The following is a 19,673-nucleotide window of genomic DNA, read 5'->3' as shown; positions in this document are numbered from 1 at the left end:
GGAAGCATGGAGTACGACGTCGTCGTGGCGGGCGGCGGGCCCGTAGGCCTGCTGCTCGGCTGCGAACTGCAACGCGCCGGCGCCCGCGTCCTGGTCGTCGACCGCCTGACGGAGCCGGCCGGCCATGACCGCGCCGGCGTCCTGCACACGCGCACCGTTGAATATCTGGACATGCGCGGGCTGCTCAGCCGGTTCAAGGAGGGCAACGACACCGTCACCGGACTGCCCTTCGCAGGTCTGTTCGGCCGCGGGCTCAACCACGCACTGCTGACCACACGGCACCCCTACAGCCTCCTGGTGCCACAGTCGCGCACCGAGGAACTCCTCGCACAGCACGCCGCGGAGCTCGGCGTGCCCGTCCACCGCGGCCACGAGGTGAGCGCGCTGCGGCAGGACGACGACGGTGTGGACATCAGCCTCGCCACACCCGAGGGCGAACGCGTCGTCCGCGCCGGATACGTGGTGGGATGCGACGGTGGCCGCAGCACCGTCCGACGGCTCACCGGCATCGGCTTCCCCGGGCACAGTGCCCGTGTGAGCGCCCTGATCGGCTACGTCACCACGCGTGAGAAGAACGTGCCGCGCCGCTGGCAGCGCACCCCACACGGAATCGTGATCCTGGCCTTTCCGCCAGAAGGCGGCATCGGCCGTGTGGTAGTGGTGGAATACGACCGTCCGCACCCCTCCCCGGATCAACCGGTCACGTTGGAGGAACTGCGCGCAGGCGTGCACCGGGTCTACGGGCGCGAACTCGACCTGCACGAACCGGTGGTGTGGATGTCCCGGTTCAGCGACGCCACTCGCCAGGCCGAGAGCTATCGCCGCGGCCGGGTCTTCCTCGCCGGTGACGCCGCCCACATCCACTTCCCCATCGGCGGTCAGGGTCTGAACACCGGCCTTCACGACGCAATGAACCTCGGCTGGAAGCTGGCTGCCCACATCGTCGGCTGGGCGCCGCCCGGCCTGCTCGACACCTATCACGAGGAGCGGCACCGGGCCGGGCGCCGCATGCTCCACCTCACCCGCGCACAACTCGCCCTGATGCACCCTGACGAGCAGCACGTCACCGCGCTGCGCGAGATATTCGAGGAACTGCTGGCGCTGGACGACACCAACCGTCTGCTGACCGCCGCGCTCAACGGCCTCGACCTGCGCTACGGGCCGGGGACGGGCGGCGGAGAAGACGGTGAGACGGACAGCCGGGAGACCTCCCACCCTTTGCTGGGCTTGTTCGCCCCTGACCTCGGCCTGGAGGTAGGCGGTGTCTCGACGCGGACCGCAGAACTGCTGCGGTCCGGGCGCGGGCTGCTGCTCGACCTGACCGCGCACGGCGGCCCCGCCCGTACGGCCGCGCCCTGGGCCGACCGCATCGACACCGTCACCGCCCGCGGCGCCGCGGCCGGCTCCCCGGCCGCACTGCTCGTCCGGCCCGACGGACATGTCGCCTGGGCGGTCGACGAGCGGACCGCCGACGACCGGCCGCCCGAGGACGGGTTGATCGACGCGCTGACCCGATGGTTCGGGCCGAAGGACTGGAGGTAGCACCCAGTGGAACACCGGAACTTGGGGCGCAGCGGACTGCGTATCAGCGAGATCGTCTTCGGTAACCTTCTCTACCCGCACGACAGCACCCCCGACGAAAGCGTGCTCTCCTGTCTCCGCGCCGCTCTGGACTGCGGGATCACCACGTTCGACACGGCCGACATCTACGGTATGGGTCGCTCTGAGCAACTCCTTGGACGTGCGCTGGCCGGCGAACCTCGCGACGGCGTGGTGATCTGTACCAAGGTGTTCTTCCCGACCGGACAGGGGCCCAACGGTTCAGGGCTGTCCCGCAAGCACGTGCGCGAAGCGCTCGACGCCTCGCTGCGTCGTCTCGACACCGACTATGTCGACCTGTACACGGCCCATCGCTACGATCCGCACACCCCGCTGGAAGAAACCATGACGGCCTTCGCCGACCTGGTCCGGACCGGCAAGGTCCTGTACATGGGCGTGTCCGAGTGGACCGCCGAGCAGATACGGCAGGCCGCCGGGCTCGCCGCGGAGTTGAAGATCCAGCTCGTCTACCACATGCCCCAGTACTCGGCCCTGTGGCGCACCCCCGAGACCGAGATCGTTCCGGCGTGCGAGTCGCTGGGGATCAGCCAGGTCCCGTACTTCACGCTCGCCCAGGGCGTGCTGACGGGGAAGTATGCTCCGGGCGCGCCGCCGCCTGCGGATTCCCGTGCCGCAGTCGGGCTGGTCGGCGGGCGGGCTGAGTTCATGCGGCGCATGCTCACCGATGAGGTCCTGGAGCGAGTGCGGCTGCTGGAGCCGCTCGCCAAGGAGGCCGGGCTGTCGATGGCCCAGCTCGCCCTGGCCTGGCTGCTGCACCGCCCGAACGTGGCCGGGACGGTCGTGGGCGCGTCCAGGGCAGAGCAGGTGCGGGAGAACGCAGCGGCGTCCGGCGTCCGGCTCGACGCCGACTTCGTCGCGCGCGTCGACGAGATTCTCGAGCCCGTGGCCGTGCACAGTACAGCGGCCTGAACCGCGGATGTGAACACTCCGTCCAAACCGTGAGCCGAGCAAGGAGGCAGTATGGATGCGGAGCCACCGGCCCGCTATGCGACCGATCTGTTCACCGGGCTCCACCGCTGGTCGGGACGGGTCGCGCTGCGCACGGAGGATCAGTGCGTCACCTTCGACGACATGCTGGCGCGCAGCTACCGAATCGCCCGTGCCCTGGAGGACACCGGGCAGACCCAGCACGAGGGAATCGTCTGTCTGATGGGCAACTCTCCCGAAATGGTCTGTCTGCGTCTGGCCGCGCATCTGCTGGGCAGCCGGTTCACCGCCCTGCACGCCGGCACGCCCGACGACGTTGCGGCATGTCACACGGTGCTGGCGGCGGCGCGTCCGGCGATCTTCGTCGTCGACCGGCGGGGCGCCCAGGCGCTGGGTGCCCCAGTGCCGGGAATGTTCTCACTCGGCGCCAACGGCGCAGACCACGACCTGCAGGCACTCGCAGACGCGGAGTCCGCAGAACCTTTGGCTCCGAAGGCCCGTGAACGCGACATCGCGCTGGTGGTCCACTCGCGGGGCACAACCGGGCCGCGCCGGGGCGCCGTGCACCGCTTCTCCGCCATGAACGTCAACTGGCGCCGCTCCGACGAAGGTGAGTTGGGTGACTTCCCCGCGGGCGTGACGACGTTGGCCGTCAGCCCGCTGTCGGGTAACGCCGGTGAGGTCGCCCTGATGCTGCTGCGCGCCGGATGCACAGTGCGGCTCATGGACGACTTCGAGCCGGGGCGGGTGCTGGCCACCGTCGACACCGAGCGGATCGCCAGCATGTATCTGCCGTCCCCGTGTCTGGAGCGGTTGGTCGCTCATGGTGACCTGGGACACGCGGACCTGTCGAGCCTGCGCTACCTGCCGTACGGCAACGCCCCCATCGCGCCGGATGTGCTGCGGCGGGCCATCGACGCGTTCGGCCCGATCCTGTCGCAGAACTACGTCACCAGCGAGGTGCGTGCCGTGACGCTGCTGCGGCAGGAGGACCATCTGGCCGCGGCCGACGGGCGGCCTCATCTGCTGGGCTCCGCAGGCCGCCCGCTGCCGGAGGTGGACATCCGGATCTGCGGGCCGGACGGGCGCGAGCGTCCGTCGGGGGAGACCGGTGAGGTCTGGCTGCGGGCACCGCACATGATGAGCGGCTACTGGCGGGAGCCGGAGGCAACGGAGCATGCACTGAGCAAGGGCTGGCTCCGCTCGGGCGACATCGGACGACTCGACCACGACGGCTACCTCTATCTGAGCGGCCGCGTGTGAGGGGACGCGCAGGCACGTGCCCGCGGCCGACCGGCCGCGGGCACGTCCGTTTTCCTCAGGCGCTCTCCTTGGCGAACGTGCGCATGCCGACGGCGACGCAGACGACCGCCAGTACCACGGACACTGCGGTTCCCTCCAGGACCGCCCAGGTGGCGAACCGGTCAGCGAACAGATCGCGGATGGCGTCGACGATGTAGCGCAGCGGGTTGATCCGCGACAGTACATCGAGCCAGGTCGGGGCCAAGGTCATGGGCAGCAGGATGCCGGCGAGCAGCATGATGGGAAGTGTGGCCGAGGTGAGCAGCGGCGCGAACTGGTCCTCCGACTTCAGTGCCACGCCCAGCGACAGTGACAGCGCCGCCAGGGCGGTACCCAGCAGGACAACCAGGATGACCGCGCTGAGAATGCCGAGAACATTGGCGCGCAGTCCGAGCAGCAGGCCGACCGCGATGATGATTACCGACTGAACGAGCAGCACCGCAACCTCGCGGATCACCCGCCCCATCAACAGCGCGAAGCGGCTGACCGGGGTGACGCGCAGTCGTTCGATGACACCGGAGCGCACATCGGCGATGATGCCGAACCCGCAGAAGCCGGCGCCGAACAGGGCGAGGTAGACAAGGACGCCGGGGACGAAGGTCTGCCAGGTGTCCCCAGGCCGGCCCATGTCGCCGAGTTTGGTCAGTAGCGGACCGAACAGAAGGAGGTAGAGGACCGGCTGCACCAGGCCCATGACGATGGTGATTTTGTAGCGGAAGGTGAAGCGGAGCTGGTTCTCGAAGACCAGTAACGTGTCCCTGAGGGTCTGCATGATAGTGGTTCTCCCTGGTCAGGCGGCGCGGGCGGAGGTGGCAGCGGCCGACTGCCCCGTAAGGGTGAGAAAGACGTCGTCGAGCGTGGGCCGGTCGACCTGGATGGAGATCGGGTCGACGGCACGGGCGTCGAGCGCGCGCATGATCTCGATCATCGAGCGGCTGCTGTGGTCCGCGCGGAACCTGATGGTCTGGCCGGTGACGTTGACGGCCCGGGTTCCGGCAAGCCCGCGGACGACGTCCTGGGCGGCCGGGACGTCCGCGGCAGCAACCTCCAGTGTCACCGCGTCGCCCGACACCCGGTTCTTCAGTTCCTCTGGGCGATCCTCGACGAGGATGGCGCCCTGATCCATGATCAGGATGCGGTCGCAGAGCGCGTCGGCCTCGTCCAGGTAGTGCGTGCTGAGGAAGACCGTCGCGCCGAGTTCGTCCCGCAGCCCGCGGATGTGGTCCCAGAGCTGGTTGCGGCTGGTCGGGTCGAGGCCGGTGCTCGGTTCGTCCAGGAAGATCAGCGGTGGCCGGTGCACCAGTCCGAGTGCGATGTCCAGACGTCGTCGCTGACCGCCGGACAGGCTGCCGATCAGTCGGGTCTCCAGGCCACCCAGGCCCAGCCGTTCCGCCAGGTCCGCAATGCGTGGCCCCGCCTCGGACTTGGACATGCCATAGAGCCGGGCTTGAAGAAGCAGTTCGTTGGCAACGACCTCGGCGGGGTTGGCGCCACCGCCCTGCGCGACGTAACCGATGCGGCGGCGCACTCCGACCGGGTCGGAGAGCAGGTCGCAGCCAGCGACGCGGGCAGTGCCCGCAGTAGGGCGCAGGAGGGTGGTGAGCATGCGCAAGGTGGTGGTCTTGCCGGCTCCGTTGGGGCCGAGGAAACCGACGATCTCCCCGTCCTCGACCTTTAAGTCAACGCCGCGCACGGCGTTGACCTCTCCTTGTGGGGCCTGGAAGCTGCGGGCCAGTCCCTGGGCGTCAATCATGGTCACTGCGGGTCCTCCTGCGTGGTGTCTGCGGGGGCGGCGGTCGACGCCTCGATCGCCTTGTCGAGTTCGTCGTGCCAGGCGAGTTCGGCTTCGAGCTGCATGACCCTGCGTCGGAACATCGCTTCGTCCAATGGACCGATGGCACCTCCCTTCGACAGCGCTTCACGCTCGGCGTCGATGTCGTCGCGCATCGCGGCGACAGCGGTACGTCGCCGCTGAAGCAGGTGCAGCAGGGTCGGGAGGTCGCTGGTGCGGGTGAACAGGAGCGCCACGCTGAAGGGATCGGTGCCGTGGTGCACCTGGGTGACGGCTTCTTCGCGCAGCTTGCGCAGCTCCGCCTCCCCCTGGCTGGTGATGCGGTACACCTTGCGCGCCGGCCGTCGGCCCACTTGCTCGGTCCGTACGGGCTCGACGAGGCCGTCTTCATCCATGGTGCGCAGTTCGCGGTAGAGCGCCCCGACGCTGACGCCGCCCCAGTTGCTGACGCTCGTCACCTCAGCGATGCGCCGGATCTCGTGCCCGTGCAGTGGGCCCGCGTTCTGCAGCGTGCCCAGAGCCATCAAACGATTGAGATTCACAAGATTAGTATCGCGAGAGTAATATCGAGAAGTCAACTCATGAGGGCTGTACACAAAGGAGCACGGTGAGTCACCACACGCACGGCATTCCGGGCGACGACGTCATCACTGTCGTCGGTGCGAGCACCCACAACTTGCGCAACGTCAGCGTCACCTTCCCCAAGAACAAGATCGTCGCCTTCACCGGTGTCAGCGGCAGCGGCAAAACCTCGCTGGCCATCGACACCGTCCACGCAGAGGCTCAACTGCGCTATCTGAACGGCATCTCTCCGTTCTTCCGGCAGTTCATCTCCCCCAAGGACCGGCCCCAGGTCGACCGCATCAGCGGTCTGGGCGTCACCCTCGCCGTCGACCAGCGCCGTCTCAACCGCAGCGAGCGCTCCACCCTGGGCAGCATCACCGGCCTCAACGACTTCCTGGGCCTGCTCTTCGCCCGGATGCCCGCCCTGGGCCCCGAAGCCGTGGAACATCCCGAACTGCGCGGACTGACCAGTGCCTACTTCGACCGCTACAGCATGGAGGGCCGCTGCAAGCGGTGCGGCGGCATGGGCGCTACCGTCAGCCCGGATCCCGACAGTATCGTCACCCGTCCCGACCTGCCCCTCCTCAAGGGCGCCGGCGCCTGGTTCGACCGTGCGCACTCCGGCGAGTACCTCGCCCTGCCCGCCCTCGCCGAGCGGTACGGCGCCCACCTCGAACTGCCCTGGAGCGAACTGCCGGAGGCATTCCGGCACGCCGTCCTGTACGGCACCGGCGACGAGCCCGTCACCTTCCGCATCACCACCCGGCAGAAGAAGTCCGGTAGCGAGGCCACCGTCGAGCGCAGTGTCCCCCTCAAGGGCGCCCTCGCCGAAATCACACGACTCCACGAGACCGCAGGCAGCGAATCGGCCCGGCAGCACTACGCCGCCTTCATGCGGCGCCAGACCTGCGAGGCCTGCGGCGGCACCGGGTACGGTGATGTCGCCCGCACCCTGAAGGTCGGCGGTCTCACCTACCCCGAGGTCATCCTGAAGCCCGTCGAGGAGTTGTACGCCTGGGCACAGACGGTGGAGCCCACTCTCACCCCGATGCAGCGCGAGGTCGCGGCCACGTTCCTGCCCGACCTGGAGAAACGCTTACGGCTGATGACGGCGCTCGGTCTCGGGCACCTCCAGCCGCTGCGTACCGCGCCGTCCATGTCCGGCGGCGAGCTCCAGCGCGCCCGCGTCACCGCACAGCTCAACATGGACCTCACGGGCATCATCTTCGTCCTGGACGAGCCGAGCGCCGGCCTGCACCCCGCCGACAAGCACCCGCTGCGGGAGATCCTCACCGGTCTGCGCGATGCCGGCAACACCGTGCTCCTCGTCGAGCACGACCCCGAGCTCATCGCCATGGCCGACTGGGTGGTGGACCTCGGCCCCGGCGCCGGCCGGGAAGGAGGCACCCTGGTCGCCTCCGGCCCGCCCGAGCAAGTGCAGCGCGTCCCGGACTCCGTCACCGGCGCCTACCTCGCCGGACGCGGCCCGCGCGTGCGCCGGCCCCGCCGACGGGACGCGGCCACGGCGTCCCGACTCGACCTCGTAGGCGTCGATGTGCACAATGTACGGCTGGACCGTGTCGGTATCCCGCTCAACACCCTCACCTGCATCACCGGCGTGAGCGGCAGTGGCAAGAGCAGCCTTCTCCACGATGCGCTCGGCGCCGGTCTGGCCGCGACGCTGCGCGGAGAGCAGCCGACGGCCCTCACCCGGATCGAGGGAACGCAAGGTCTGGACTGGGTGACAGTCGTCGACCAGGATCCCATCGGCCGCACCCCCCGCTCCTGCCCCGCCACGTACACCAAGGCGTTCGACCTCATCCGCAAGCTCTTCGCAGCCACGCCACGCGCCCGTGACCTCGGCCTCGGCGCCGGCACGTTCTCCTTCAACTCGCCGGGCGGCCGCTGCGAGACCTGCACCGGGTACGGCAAGCGCCAGGTGGACCTGCACTTCATGCCGGACATGTGGGTCGAATGCGACGTCTGCGAGGGCCGCCGTTTCACCCCCGACGTACTCACCGTCGACTACCACGGCCGGTCGATCGACGAGGTCCTGACCATGACCGTGGAGGAGGCCGCCGAGTTCTTCACCGAGCCAAAAGCCCTGACCACCACCCTGGACGCCATGCGGCGGGCCGGACTGGGCTACCTTCAGCTCGGCCAGAGCGGCACCGAACTCTCCGGCGGCGAGGCGCAGCGGCTCAAGCTCGCCAACGCCATCCTGCAGGGCAGTGGCGGACGCAGCCGGGGCATGGTGCTCCTGGACGAGCCCGCCACCGGCCTCCACCCGTCGGACGTACAGCGCATCGTCGACGCCCTCGACGTCCTGCTCGACTCGGGTAACTCGGTCGTCATCGCCGAGCACGACCTGCACGTCGCCGCGTGCGCCGACTGGATCATCGACATGGGGCCGGGGGCCGGCAACCGGGGCGGACGGATCGTCGCCGAGGGCACCCCGGGCCGAATCGCCCAGGGCCATGGAGTCACCGCCCGCTGCCTGCGTCCGCTGTTCCAGGACTGAGTCGCACTCCAGACCTCCGGTGGTATCCGGGCCCGGACGCAGACCCGAGCCCGTCCAGCACACCTTGAGCGATCGTCAAGTCGCGGCGGGGACGATCCCGACCATCCGGGATCCTCCCCGAACGCCGCGACCGGGCGGGCACCCGCCGACCGGCGCGGACGCCCGCCCGGCCCTGAAGGCCGTCCCTCCCACCGAGCTGAGGAACGCATCATGACTGCCACGCTCGACTGCCGTATCTGCGGCGGCACGCTGCACGAGTTCTTCGACTTCGGACGCCAGCCCGTCGCCGACGCATTCGTCGACCCCGACGGCGGACCGGAGGAGTTCTTCCACCGGCTCGCCGTGGGTATGTGCACCTCCTGCACCATGGTGCAGCTGCTGGAAGACGTCCCGCGCGAGCGGATGTTCCGCACCGACTACCCCTACCTGTCCTCCTTGTCCTCCGTAATGCAGGATCACTTCACCAGCACGGCGCACCGGTTCCTCGACACCGAATTGCGCGACCCCGGCGACCTGCTCGTGGAGTTCGGCAGCAACGACGGCATCATGCTCGACACGATCCGCCGGGCCGGCCGCCGCCACCTCGGCGTCGAACCCTGCGACGGCGTCGCGGAGGCGGCCGCCGCGAAGGGCATCCGGGTCCGCAACGCCTTCTTCGAGGAGGAAACGGCGGCTGCCATCGCTGAAGCCGACGGTCCCGCAAAAGTCATCTACGCCGCCAACACCTTCTCGCACATCTCCTACATCGACTCGGTCTTCCGCGGCGTCGACGCGTTGCTGGCGCCGGACGGCATCTTCGTCTTCGAGGACCCGTACATGGCCGACATCATCGAGCGCACCTCCTTCGACCAGATCTACGACGAGCACTTCTACTTCTTCACCGTCCGCTCGGTGCAGGCCATGGCGGCCCATCACGGCTTCGAACTCATCGACGTCGAACCGCTCGCCGTGCACGGCGGCGAGATCCGCTACACGGTGGCCCGCCCCGGCGTGCGCACTCCCAGCCCGGCAGTCGGCCGCTTCCTGGAGCGGGAGAAGGCCGCACGCATCACCGAGCCGGAGACTCTGGCGCAATTCGGCGCCAAGGTCGACAAGGTCCGCGACGACCTGCGCGCCCTGCTGGAGCGCTGCCGCGCGGAGGGCAGGACCGTGGTGGGCTATGGCGCCACGGCCAAAAGCGCGACCCTGACCAACTACTGCGGCATCGGCCCCGACCTGGTGTCCTTCATCGTCGACAGCACCCCGGCGAAACAGGGCAAGCTCAGCCCCGGCTCCCACATCCCGGTGCGCGCCCCCGAAGCGTTCGCCACCCCCTATCCCGACTACGGCCTGCTGTTCGCCTGGAACCACGCCGAGGAGATCATGCGCAAGGAGAGTGCCTTTCGCGCCCAGGGCGGCCAGTGGATCCTCTATGTGCCCGGCGTCCACACGGTCCAGTAGGACTTCGTTGGGTTGGTGCTGATCTGCGGGTTCCGGGCAGGGGGCGATGGCGGACGGTGCAGGTGCCGGCCCGGCACCTCAGGACGTCCTGGAGGGTGTCCAGGACCTGGTGGAGGGTGAGACCGGTGCGGGCACTTTCGGGGCCGGGCGCTGTTCGGCCAGGAGGGCCTGGGCGGCGGTGGCCAGGGTGAGGTGGTGGTGCCGGCCGCTCCAGGAGCGATCCTCGAAGTGGTCCAGGCCCAGGCCGTGCTTGAGTTCGCGGTGGTCCTGCTCGGTGCGCCTGCGGATCTTCGTCAGCCGGACCAGCTCGGCGATGGACGTGGCGGGCCGGTGCTCGTGGCCGGGCGTCGAAGGGATGGGCGGTGGCGGTGGGGCCGACGGCCACGACACGGGCCGGGCGGGCGCTTCTCCAGTCCGGCCCGCAGCCGGGCACTGGTGCCATGGGCGCTGTCGGTGACGGCGACCGGCGGCACCATCTCCCGGGCGGCCGGGGTGTCGAGCATGTCCAGGACCAAGCGCCGCTTCGGCCGGTGTCTCACCGCGGCGGGACGCCGGCCCTGGCCCGGCGTTCGGCATCGGCCGCTCATCACCCGGACAGGAACAGCCGCTGCTGCAGCGGGAACGAGGCGGTGTCGCCGACCGCATGAACAGCGACCGTGACCTGGTAGTTGGCCCGCTCGCCCAGCGCGCCGCAGTACTGCCGGGTCACCCGACGGACATGTCCCCGTCCTCGGGCACCGACACATCGCCGATCGCCCAGGCCACCGGTTCGACCAGCGGCAGCATCCGCTCACCGATGCGCCACTGCACCGGCAGCCAGTCCCGCGGGGGACTTGTTCACGAACTGCTGCAGGTCCTGCTCGTCACCGTCCGGCAGCCTTGATGCCCTCGCCCGCACCGGCTCGCGCCGGCGGTCCGGCATCGGACCGCGCAGATGGCAGTCGCCCTTGGCCCGCTGCTCCCGGCGCGGCACCGGCGCGAACACGTCCGCCACGCACAGCGCCGGCGTCGCCCGCAGCCGCTCCGCTCCGTGTGCGTCCCCACCCCTCGACATGCTCCTGACCAGCGCAAACGGGAAGACCTGACGGAGCCCTATGAGGACCTCGGCTCCGATTCGCGCCGTTCCGACACCGCGGCGACCAGTTCGTCCAGCGCCCGTCCCAGCGGCACGCGGGGACGCCAGCCGGTGATCGAGCGGAACGCCGACGAGTCGACCGACATGCCCAGCGCGTCCGCGGCCGTCGCCGAGGCCGGAGGATCCACCTCCAGCACCGGCACGGGCGGCCGCCCTGTGCGCGCTGCCGCCGCCCGGGCCACGGCACGGAAAAGGTCCGCGACCACGACTGGGCGGCCCGTGCCCACCAGCCAGTGCCGCCCGGACAGTTCGCGCGCATGTTCCACGGCCGCCACGAACGCCCGCGCCGCATCCCTGACATGGAGCAGGTCCCGCTCCCCGGCGCCGCCCCGCCACACCGTGAGCGGCTGGCCGGCCAGTGCCCGCTGCACCATCGCCGCCACCACCCCGCTGCCGAACGGCCCCGGGCTCACCCCGTACACCGTCGGCAGCCGCAGCGACACGCCGTGCACGGTGCCCCGTGCCGTCGCCTCCTTCAACGCCAGCTCGGCCGCCAGTTTCTGCCGCGCGTACACCGTGTTCGGGCAGTCCGGCTCGTCGCCACGCAGCCGCCCCGCAAGGCCCGCCTGCGAAGCGGACCCGGCGAACACGACCACCGGAGGCGGCGCGCCCGGCGGACGGTGGGCGGCCGCAAGAGCGGCAATCAGCCGGTGCGTCAGATCCACGTTGACGCGTGCGGCAGTCGGATCCTCCTCGGCCGCACGCCAGGCCACTCCGCTGTCGATCCGGGCCACCAGATGGATGACCACGTCGGCGTCCGTCACAGCCCGTGCCACGGTGCCCGGTGCCGACAGGTCGACCGCGCGCACTTCGCTCACCGCCGCCGCGTCAGGCGGCGGTGCGAGCCGCCGCCCCACGAGCCGCAGGCGGACCGGTCGTCCGGCGAATTCCGCCACGACGGCCGATCCGATGAATCCCGAGGCGCCCAGGACGACGACCAGGGGGTCGGCCGCACCACCCGCCATGTCAGACACCGGCGACGGCAAGGTCCCGCAGCGTCCCGGCGACCTCCTGAGGGGCAGGCTGCGCGAGAATCTCGTCGCGCACCCGCTCGGCCGCCTCTGCATACGACGGCACATTCAGCACCGCCTCAGCCACTTCACGCAACCGCTGGGTGTCAGCCTCCTTGGCCGGCAGCCGGCGGGCCACTCCGGACTGCTCCAGCACCTCGGCGTCACTCTCCTGGTTGGGCAGCAGTGGGACGACCAGCTGTGGCACCCCGTGGTAGGCCGCGGTCAGGGCCGTCATGAAACCACCCTGGTGGACGAGGAGTGACGTGCCGGGCAGCAGCAGGTGCAGCGGAGCGTTCTCCAGGACCCGGACCCCGCGGGGCGGGGTGCCGATCGCCTTCCTCTCCGCCGCCGTGACCGTCACGACGATGTCGGCATCCAGGCCGTGCAGCGCGTCCAGGACGTCCGGCACGCTCACCTCGGTACGGCCGACGACATCGGTCGTGGAGGTCCCCCAGGTGATGCACACCCGCGGCCTGGCCGGCGGTTCGCTCAGCCAGTCGGGCACGTGGCCGGTGCCGTTGTAGGGGACCCAGCGCAATGGCAGCAGGCTCGGCGCGGCCGGCATCCGCAGACTCGGCGGGCACGGCGACACCGTGCGGTGCGCCGGGTCCCCAAAGGGCCGTACGCCGTGCCGTTCGAACTGCTCCCAGTAGCCGGGCAACACATCGAGGATCTTCTCACCGTTCGGCGAGCCGAGGATGTCCGGCCCCCACAGGTGCCGTACGCCCACCACGCCCAGAACGTGAGCAGCGACCAGTGCGGCCGGTGCCATGGTGTCGCCGATGATCAGGTCGGGCCGGAAAGCCCTGGCGAAGGCGACGGTGTCGTCCAGCGCGGCGGTGGTCGCCTCGTTCCAGGCGCGAAACAGGCCGCCGTCGTCGCGCTCGGCCGCCGCGCGCAGTTCCTCGGCCGTCTCCGGCCGGTCCGTGTCCCGCCGCTCGTGCGGCAGGGTGCGCCGTCGCACGGCCGCGAAATCGACGTCCGGACCGACGCCCACAGCAGGCATGCCGGAGCGGACGATCACCGGGTGCATGGACGGCTGAGCGGCGACCCGGACATCGTGTCCCGCAGTGCGCAGCGCCCAGGCAAGCGGGACCATCGCCATGTAATGGGTGGGCCAGCCGGAGGCGGCGAACAGTACGCGCACGCCGGTCACCGCCCCGCCAGGTCGTGGGCCTTGCGAGCGGGTGGGACAGCGGTCGGCTGCGCGGCCGCGGTGAGCGGTAGCGGCGGAACGTCCTTGGGCCGCAGCCTGCGCACCATCGGCAGTTCCACCAGCCGGTACAGCAGCCAGGCCACCGCCAGCGCGAGGAGGAACTGCGCCGTGAACGACAGGATTCCGACCCACCAGGACAGCACCGGCAGGGGTGCGGGCAACAACCCGGCGCTCTGCCCTGCGTTCCACAGCCGGGCGAACAACTCCTCCTGCACCAGGAGATGGCTGACATAGAAGGACAGGGAGATCTCGCCGAACCACACCAGAGGCTTGACGCGCAGCGGCGACCAGCCGGAGTTCAGGTCGGCGGTGCTGAGCGCGGCAATGAGCAGCGCGAACGGCACGACCATGGTCGCGGCCAGCGGCAGGTACCCGTCGGCCTCGAGCGTCGCCCACCAGCCGAGCGCGCACAGCACCAGGCTGATCGCCACTCCGGGCCCGCGCCACGCGCCGCGGCGTACCAGGAGGGCGAGGCAGATGCCGATGACGAATTCGGCCATCCGCATAGGCGGGAAGACGTAGGCGAACCAGTACCCCACCGGCCCGCCGTAGTCGCCGGTGGGCACCATCTCCATGGGATCGGGGTGCGTCAAGCTGAAGGTGCTGAGGAGGACGTGCGGCAGGCCGAAGATCAGCACCACAGCCGTCGCCGGCAGGACGTACAGCATCCAGGTGCGTGCCCGCGTCAGGAGGTACAGCAGTGCAGGGAAGCACAGGTAGAAGAACGCCTCGCAGCTCAGCGACCAGTCCAGGCCCGTCATGGTGAGGTAGTACCACTGGCTGGGTACCCAGTCCTGCACCAGGAACACGTGGGCCAGGGTGACCTTCGCCCCCGGCACCTCATAGTGCACCGACACCATCGCGAACGCCACGGCCAGCGTCACCAGGTGCACGGGATACACCTTGGCTATGCGTCGCCGGTAGAAGGAGCGGGCCGTGTCATCCGGTCTCGCGATGAAGGTGAGGACGAATCCGCTCAGCAGAAAGAAGCAGGAGACCGCAACACCTCCCGCTCGTGAGAAAAGAATTCTCAGCAATTCCTGAACGGCGGCCGAGTCAAATGATCCGCCCGCCATCACGAATGCCAGATAGAAATGCGTACCGAACACCATGAGGGCGAGAATTCCGCGCAGTCCGGTGAGTGACACGAGGTGCTGGGGCCGTGTGGAATCGCGTTCGACTCCGACGGCATCAGAAGCGCTCATCGATGGTCTCCCGTTGTAGGGCTTTGGGCACGTTGCTTCGTCATCTGCGGGCGACCCCCTCCAGGGCTGTGACGATTTCGGCCGGCGGCGGCACCCGCCGCATGTCGTCAGCGAGTCGCAGCGCCGCGTCCCGGTAGGAGGGGTCGTCCAGCAGACGGGCGACCTGTTCCCGGATCTCCTTCACCGGGTCGGCCGCGCGGCTCAGTTCGCCGTAGGTCAGGTGGATCCCTGCGCCTGTGGATGCCTGCCGCTCTCCGTTGAGCGTGGGCTCCGGCCGACGTGTGACCGTCAGCTGGGGCAGGCCGAGGCGGGCGGCGGTCAGGGTGGTGCCCGCGCCCCCGTGGTGGACCACCGCGGTGCACGTCGGCAGCAGCATGTGCAGTGGTACGGACACCTCCGTGCGAACCGACGGGGGGAGGTCGTCGAGCAGTTCGCGCTGGTCGGCCGTGGTGGTCAGGACGACCTCCACGGGCAGCGCGGCCACCGCCTCGACCGCCTGCCGCAACAGGTCCGCCATCTCGGCGCCCAGCAGTCGGGCGGTCGTGGCACCCCAGGTCACGCAGACCCGTGGCCGCCGCGGCCGGTCGAGCAGCCGGTCCGGCATGGCACCGGGGCCGTTGTAGGGCACGTACTGCATCGTGCGGACGCTCTCGACCGCGCCGAAGCCCATCAGCGGCGGGCACGGATCGACCCAGGCCTGCGGCCAGGTCCGCACCGGTGCTCCGAACCGCTCGTAGAGCTGCACGTACCCGTCCTGGGGCTCGTCCCCGAGCCCTTTCATCTCAAGCCGCTGCAGGCCCGGACTGCCCCACAGGTGGCTGATGTTGGGAACGCCGAGCACCGATGCGACGACCGGCCCCGCGTACGACACGGCATCGTGCACGACGAGGTCGGGTTGCCAGTCACGGGCGAAGGCAACCAGGTCGTCGAGCATGTTCCCGGCGAGGGCGAACTGCCGTCGGCCGAGCGCCGCAAGGAGGCCGAGACGCTTCTCGTCCAAGAGCTCCGGCTGTACGGGCCAGCCCGCCGGCCAGCGGTCGTGGTCGTGCCAGGCCACCAGGTCGCGGCTGCGCCGAGCCTCACGCCCCAGGTCGACGGCCGAGCCCACGGACACTGCGGGCAGCCCCGACGCGGTGATGGCCTCGACCAGCGACGGAGCGCTGGCGACCCGCACCTCGTGGCCCGCCGCACGCGCCGCCCATTCCAGCGGCACCATCGGAAAATGGTGGGACGGTGAGGGAAACGTAGTGAACAGGATGCGCATTCTCGACCCTCTCGATCGCGGGCCGTGCGGGCCCGGACCTTTTCTCCCAGCGCCACCACGAGCCCTGGTCGAGGGCGGCTCAACCGTGAATAGAAGAACCTCGTCCGCTGTTTCCTGACGGTCAGCACTGTGGCAAGGTCTGCCGCATGAGAATTTTGCTGACCAGTGTTCCCCTGCACGGTCATGTTTTGCAACTGGTGCCTTTTTCATGGGCGTTGCGGGCGGCCGGTCACGAGGTTCTGGCAGCCGTTCCGGAGGAATTCACGCCGGTCGTCCGGAAAGCGGGACTCGCCGCCATGGGGACGTGCGAGGGCGTGACGATGCGGCAGATGATCGGATGTACGCGCGACGGGACGCCCATTCCGCGGCCCGTCGACCCGGAGGGGAGGATTCGCCGCAGCGGACGAGGGTTCGGCAGGATGGCCGCGCACGCCCTGGAACAAACCCTGCGCATAGCCGAGCGTTGGCGGCCGGACCTCGTGGTCAGCGAACCCACTGAGTACGCGGGGCGGATGGCAGCCGGCCGGGCCGGTGTGCCCTGGGTGGAGCACGGATGGGGCCTGCCGGTCTCCTCGTTCTATCGGGAGGCGGCCGAGGAGGAACTCACCCCCGAGTTGACGGTGTTGGGCCTGGAGCGCCTGCCCGATCCCCGGTTCCTCGTCGACGTCTGGCCGCCGGAGGTACGGGGCGGGCGGACGTCCGCGCCGCCGTGGCCCGTTCTACCGATGCGGTACGTGCCGTACAACGGTTCCACCGTGGTCCCGGACTGGGTCCGCGCACCGCGCGAGCGGCCTCGCGTCTGCGTGACGCTCGGCAGCCTGCCGCAGGATCGGGCACATCCGCTGCTGGACGGAATTCTGCGGGGACTGGCGCGGGCGGGTGCCGAGGCGGTGCTGGCCATGGACGACGCCGGGCAGGTCGTCCCGGCCGGTCGGGACGCGCCGGCCATGCGGGCGGTGGGCTGGCTGCCGCTCGACCAGGTGCTGCCCGCATGTGACCTTGTGGTCCACCACGGCGGCCCCGGCACGACGATGACGTCCTTCGTTCACGCCGTGCCCCAACTTGTGCTGCCTGGATTCCATTCGGACACGGCCGCCTACGCGCACGCGGTGGCGGAGGTCGGAGCAGGCCGCCGTCTCGACTCCGCGGATGTGTCACCGGAGCGCATCGAGGCCGAGTGCCGGATCCTCCTCGGCGATCCGCGTCACCGGGAGTCCGCCCGCTCCGTGGCCGACTCCATGGCGCGGATGCCCTCCCCGGCCCGGACCGTCTCCGCTGTTGAGCAAGCCGTCGCTGCACAGGAGCCGGCATGCGCCCGCTAGCCGGCACGGGTGCGGAACGCGGTACGGGCGCGAAGCCCGACGTCGACGCAGGAGTGGAGCCCGGTACGACCGCACAGCCCAGCACGGGCGCAGAGCCCGGTATGCGCCCGTTGGCCGTGGCCGGGGCCTGGGAGTTCAGCCTGCGGCCGCACCACGACGAGCGCGGCACGTTCGCCGAGTGGTACAGCCCCGATGCCGTCGAGCAGGCCACGGGCGCACGGCTGCCCGTCGCGCTGGCCGGGGCTTCCGTCTCTCGCAAGGGTGTGATCCGCGGTGTGCACTTCGTCCGCACGCCTCCCGGCCAAGCCCGGTACGTGACGTGCGTGGCGGGTGAGGTCCTGGACTTCACCGTGGACCTCCGGGAGGGCTCGCCCACCTTCGGGCGCTGGGACGCGGTGCGGCTCGGGCCCGATCACTGGCGCGCCGTCCTGCTCACCGAAGGCCTCGGGCACGCCTTCGTCGCCCTCACCGACCGGGCGACTGTGCTCTATCTGTGCTCTGCGCCGTACCGGCCCGAACTGGAGCGCACGGTGCACCCGCTCGACCCCGACCTGGCCCTGCCGTGGCCGGCGGCCGCGGACGCGCGAACGCTCTCCGAGCGGGACGCCGCGGCTCCTTCCCTGCGTGAGGCGGCACGGCTGGGCCTGCTACCGCGCTGTCCGCCCCACACGCCCCACGACACCGTGAGGAGACCGACGTGACAACTGCGCACGAGGATCCGTCGCCCGCCGTCCTGGTGGCGGGCGCGGGCCCGGTGGGCCTGATGACCGCCTACGAACTCGCCCGCCGCGGCGTGAGGGTACGTCTGATCGACGCCGCCGACGGCCCGGCCGCCACCAGTAGGGCCATGGCCACGCACGCACGCTCCCTGGAGACGTATGACCAGGCGGGGCTGTTGGACCGGATCATGGCCCGGGGCAGGATCATCCAGCGGTTCACCATGCACCTCAACGGCCGCACCCTGGCCCGCCTCGGGCCGGACTACTCCGATCACCCCACCCGCTTCCCCATGACCCTGATGATCGACCAGGCAGCGACGGAGGATGTGCTGCGGCAGGCCGTCGCCGAACTGGGCGTAAAGGTCGAATGGGGCGTGCGGCTCGCCGACTTCGCACAGGACGCCGACGCCGTGCATACCGTGCTGCACACTCCGGCCGGCGAGGAGCGACTCACCGTCCGCTGGCTGGTGGGGTGCGACGGCGGGCACAGCACGGTGCGCAGGCTGCTGAAGCTGCCGCTGGTCGGAGACTCCACCGAGACCTGGCTGATCGCTGACGCATACGTCGACGTCGACCTGCCGCAGAACAGCATCCACTGGGTCAAGGTCGGCACGGGCACAGTGATGGTCATCCCGTTCCCCGAGGAGGGCAAGTGGCGCCTGCTCGACACCGCCGACGCCAGCTATGACGGCGACCCGGATGCGGTCGCCGAGCGCTTCGCCCGCAAGCTCCGGAACGGCCTCGGACGGCCCGTCACCGTCCGCACCCCCACCTGGGTATCGGTCTTCACCATCCAGCAGCGGATGATCGGTACGATGCGCGTCGGCCGCTGTGCGGTGGCCGGCGACGCGGCACACGTGCACAGTCCGGCGTCGGGCCAGGGACTCAACACGGGGATCCAGGACGCCTACAACCTCGGCTGGAAGCTCGCCATGGTCGAACAGGGCCATGCCGACGAGAGCCTGCTGGACAGCTACTCGGACGAGCGTGTACCCATCGGTCGCGCCCTGCTCGGCTCGACGCGGAAGGCCACCTTCCTCGTCCAGTTGAAGAACTCTGCGGCCACCGCGGTCCTGCCCGTGGCCTTCGCGGTGGTCCGCCGGTCCGCCGCGCTGCGCGGCCGGATCGAACGCAAAATCATCGGAACGATGTCGGCCCTGGCGGTGGGTTACCCGGACGGTCCGCTGACCCTGCCGGACGACCGGCCCGACGACGCGCCCGGCCCGCGCCCGGGTGACCGGCTGCCCCGGGTGACCGAGGAGCAGGCGCGGACGGAGGCGTGGACGGCACTTCTGGATGAACTACGCGGTCCGCACTGCACGCTGCTGGTGGCGGGCGGGGACACCGAGGCTCGGGACGCGGCGGGCGAGGCCGCGCGCCAGCACGCCGCCTGGCTGTCCGTACGCACCCTCGACGACGCGCCGCATTCCGGGGCGGCGCGGGACGTGGAACCGGCTCCGCTGGCCGACCGGGACGGGCGGCTGCGCGCCCGCCTGGGGCTCAGTTCCGGAGGATGGCTGCTGGTCCGACCGGACGGATACATCTGCGCGCGCGGCGATCGGCTCACCGCACGGGCACTCGCACCGGCGCTGGACGCCCTGCGCGGCCGGCGGTCCGGGCGGGAGGGATAACG

Annotated in this window: 15 protein-coding genes and 1 pseudogene; 8 read left to right on the top strand and 8 right to left on the bottom strand. The window is 70.2% G+C overall.

What is annotated here, in order from left to right:
• The first annotated feature begins 6 nt into the window (after window positions 1–6).
• From IE271_RS18445 to IE271_RS18435, 3 genes are read left to right on the top strand one after another with little or no spacing between them, the layout of a single operon-like run.
• Window positions 7–1,542 (top strand): FAD-dependent monooxygenase, encoded by a 1,536-nt coding sequence (locus IE271_RS18445; protein ID WP_190191444.1) that lies wholly within the window; start codon window positions 7–9, stop codon window positions 1,540–1,542.
• A 6-nt stretch (window positions 1,543–1,548) separates the two neighbouring features.
• Window positions 1,549–2,529, top strand: coding sequence for an aldo/keto reductase (locus IE271_RS18440; protein ID WP_190191443.1), 981 nt, complete (start codon window positions 1,549–1,551; stop codon window positions 2,527–2,529).
• Between the two features lie 51 nt (window positions 2,530–2,580).
• Entirely contained in the window at window positions 2,581–3,810 is a 1,230-nt protein-coding gene (locus IE271_RS18435; RefSeq protein WP_190191442.1) for an AMP-binding protein, read from the top strand.
• A gap of 55 nt (window positions 3,811–3,865) precedes the next feature.
• Here the strand turns inward: IE271_RS18435 and IE271_RS18430 are convergent, their stop codons facing one another.
• From IE271_RS18430 to IE271_RS18420, 3 genes are read right to left on the bottom strand one after another with little or no spacing between them, the layout of a single operon-like run.
• Window positions 3,866–4,621: an ABC transporter permease gene (locus IE271_RS18430; RefSeq protein ID WP_190191441.1), complete on the bottom strand. Its 756-nt coding sequence runs from the start codon at window positions 4,619–4,621 to the stop codon at window positions 3,866–3,868.
• An 18-nt stretch (window positions 4,622–4,639) separates the two neighbouring features.
• Entirely contained in the window at window positions 4,640–5,608 is a 969-nt protein-coding gene (locus IE271_RS18425) for an ATP-binding cassette domain-containing protein (RefSeq protein ID WP_268256200.1), read from the bottom strand.
• Window positions 5,605–6,183, bottom strand: a complete 579-nt coding sequence (locus IE271_RS18420; RefSeq protein ID WP_190191440.1) for a PadR family transcriptional regulator — start codon at window positions 6,181–6,183, stop codon at window positions 5,605–5,607. The genes IE271_RS18425 and IE271_RS18420 overlap by 4 nt, the downstream gene beginning before the upstream one ends.
• A 65-nt stretch (window positions 6,184–6,248) precedes the next feature.
• On the opposite strand from IE271_RS18420, the gene IE271_RS18415 reads away from it, so the two are divergent.
• Together IE271_RS18415 and IE271_RS18410 are read left to right on the top strand one after the other, a co-directional pair.
• Window positions 6,249–8,726, top strand: a complete 2,478-nt coding sequence (locus IE271_RS18415) for an excinuclease ABC subunit UvrA (protein ID WP_190191439.1) — start codon at window positions 6,249–6,251, stop codon at window positions 8,724–8,726.
• Window positions 8,727–8,936: 210 nt separating this feature from the next.
• Window positions 8,937–10,166: a class I SAM-dependent methyltransferase gene (locus IE271_RS18410; protein ID WP_190191438.1), complete on the top strand. Its 1,230-nt coding sequence runs from the start codon at window positions 8,937–8,939 to the stop codon at window positions 10,164–10,166.
• Window positions 10,167–10,244: 78 nt separating this feature from the next.
• On the opposite strand, the pseudogene IE271_RS43335 reads toward IE271_RS18410, so the two are convergent.
• From IE271_RS43335 to IE271_RS18385, 5 genes and pseudogenes are all read right to left on the bottom strand, one after another.
• Window positions 10,245–11,220 (bottom strand): annotated as a pseudogene (locus tag IE271_RS43335) (transposase).
• Window positions 11,221–11,258: 38 nt separating this feature from the next.
• Entirely contained in the window at window positions 11,259–12,266 is a 1,008-nt protein-coding gene (locus IE271_RS18400; protein ID WP_190191437.1) for an NAD-dependent epimerase/dehydratase family protein, read from the bottom strand.
• A 1-nt stretch (window position 12,267) separates the two neighbouring features.
• Window positions 12,268–13,461 carry a nucleotide disphospho-sugar-binding domain-containing protein gene (locus tag IE271_RS18395; protein ID WP_190191436.1) on the bottom strand — a complete coding sequence of 398 codons (1,194 nt, stop codon included), beginning with the start codon at window positions 13,459–13,461 and terminating at the stop codon, window positions 12,268–12,270.
• 5 nt (window positions 13,462–13,466) lie between these two features.
• Window positions 13,467–14,735: an acyltransferase family protein gene (locus IE271_RS18390; RefSeq protein WP_190191435.1), complete on the bottom strand. Its 1,269-nt coding sequence runs from the start codon at window positions 14,733–14,735 to the stop codon at window positions 13,467–13,469.
• Window positions 14,736–14,775: 40 nt separating this feature from the next.
• On the bottom strand, window positions 14,776–15,951 hold the full coding sequence (locus IE271_RS18385) for a nucleotide disphospho-sugar-binding domain-containing protein (RefSeq protein ID WP_229919401.1): 1,176 nt from the start codon (window positions 15,949–15,951) through the stop codon (window positions 14,776–14,778).
• A gap of 194 nt (window positions 15,952–16,145) precedes the next feature.
• On the opposite strand from IE271_RS18385, the gene IE271_RS18380 reads away from it, so the two are divergent.
• The 3 genes from IE271_RS18380 to IE271_RS18370 are packed head-to-tail and all read left to right on the top strand — an operon-like array spanning window position 16,146 to window position 19,671.
• On the top strand, window positions 16,146–17,321 hold the full coding sequence (locus IE271_RS18380; RefSeq protein WP_373308786.1) for a nucleotide disphospho-sugar-binding domain-containing protein: 1,176 nt from the start codon (window positions 16,146–16,148) through the stop codon (window positions 17,319–17,321).
• Window positions 17,309–18,022, top strand: a complete 714-nt coding sequence (locus IE271_RS18375) for a dTDP-4-dehydrorhamnose 3,5-epimerase family protein (RefSeq protein ID WP_308435186.1) — start codon at window positions 17,309–17,311, stop codon at window positions 18,020–18,022. The genes IE271_RS18380 and IE271_RS18375 overlap by 13 nt, the downstream gene beginning before the upstream one ends.
• Complete coding sequence (locus IE271_RS18370) at window positions 18,019–19,671, top strand: FAD-dependent oxidoreductase (RefSeq protein WP_190191432.1); 1,653 nt, start codon at window positions 18,019–18,021, stop codon at window positions 19,669–19,671. Before IE271_RS18375 ends, IE271_RS18370 begins: the two co-directional genes overlap by 4 nt.
• The last annotated feature ends 2 nt before the right edge of the window (window positions 19,672–19,673 follow it).

It is taken from the genome of Streptomyces minutiscleroticus (assembly GCF_014650875.1).
GTDB classification, from domain to species: Bacteria; Actinomycetota; Actinomycetes; order Streptomycetales; family Streptomycetaceae; genus Streptomyces; species Streptomyces minutiscleroticus.
Note: the sequence above shows the minus strand (reverse complement) of the source record. Positions and strands in the feature narration are given on the sequence as shown.

Coding starts and splice junctions, on each gene's coding strand:
- IE271_RS18400 (WP_190191437.1), bottom strand. CDS start 12,266: ATGGCGGGTGGTGCGGCCGACCCCCTGGTCGTCGTCCTGGGCGCCTCG.
- IE271_RS18375 (WP_308435186.1), top strand. CDS start 17,309: ATGCGCCCGCTAGCCGGCACGGGTGCGGAACGCGGTACGGGCGCGAAG.
- IE271_RS18380 (WP_373308786.1), top strand. CDS start 16,146: ATGAGAATTTTGCTGACCAGTGTTCCCCTGCACGGTCATGTTTTGCAA.
- IE271_RS18385 (WP_229919401.1), bottom strand. CDS start 15,951: ATGGTGCCGCTGGAATGGGCGGCGCGTGCGGCGGGCCACGAGGTGCGG.
- IE271_RS18430 (WP_190191441.1), bottom strand. CDS start 4,621: ATGCAGACCCTCAGGGACACGTTACTGGTCTTCGAGAACCAGCTCCGC.
- IE271_RS18410 (WP_190191438.1), top strand. CDS start 8,937: ATGACTGCCACGCTCGACTGCCGTATCTGCGGCGGCACGCTGCACGAG.
- IE271_RS18445 (WP_190191444.1), top strand. CDS start 7: ATGGAGTACGACGTCGTCGTGGCGGGCGGCGGGCCCGTAGGCCTGCTG.
- IE271_RS18435 (WP_190191442.1), top strand. CDS start 2,581: ATGGATGCGGAGCCACCGGCCCGCTATGCGACCGATCTGTTCACCGGG.
- IE271_RS18390 (WP_190191435.1), bottom strand. CDS start 14,735: ATGAGCGCTTCTGATGCCGTCGGAGTCGAACGCGATTCCACACGGCCC.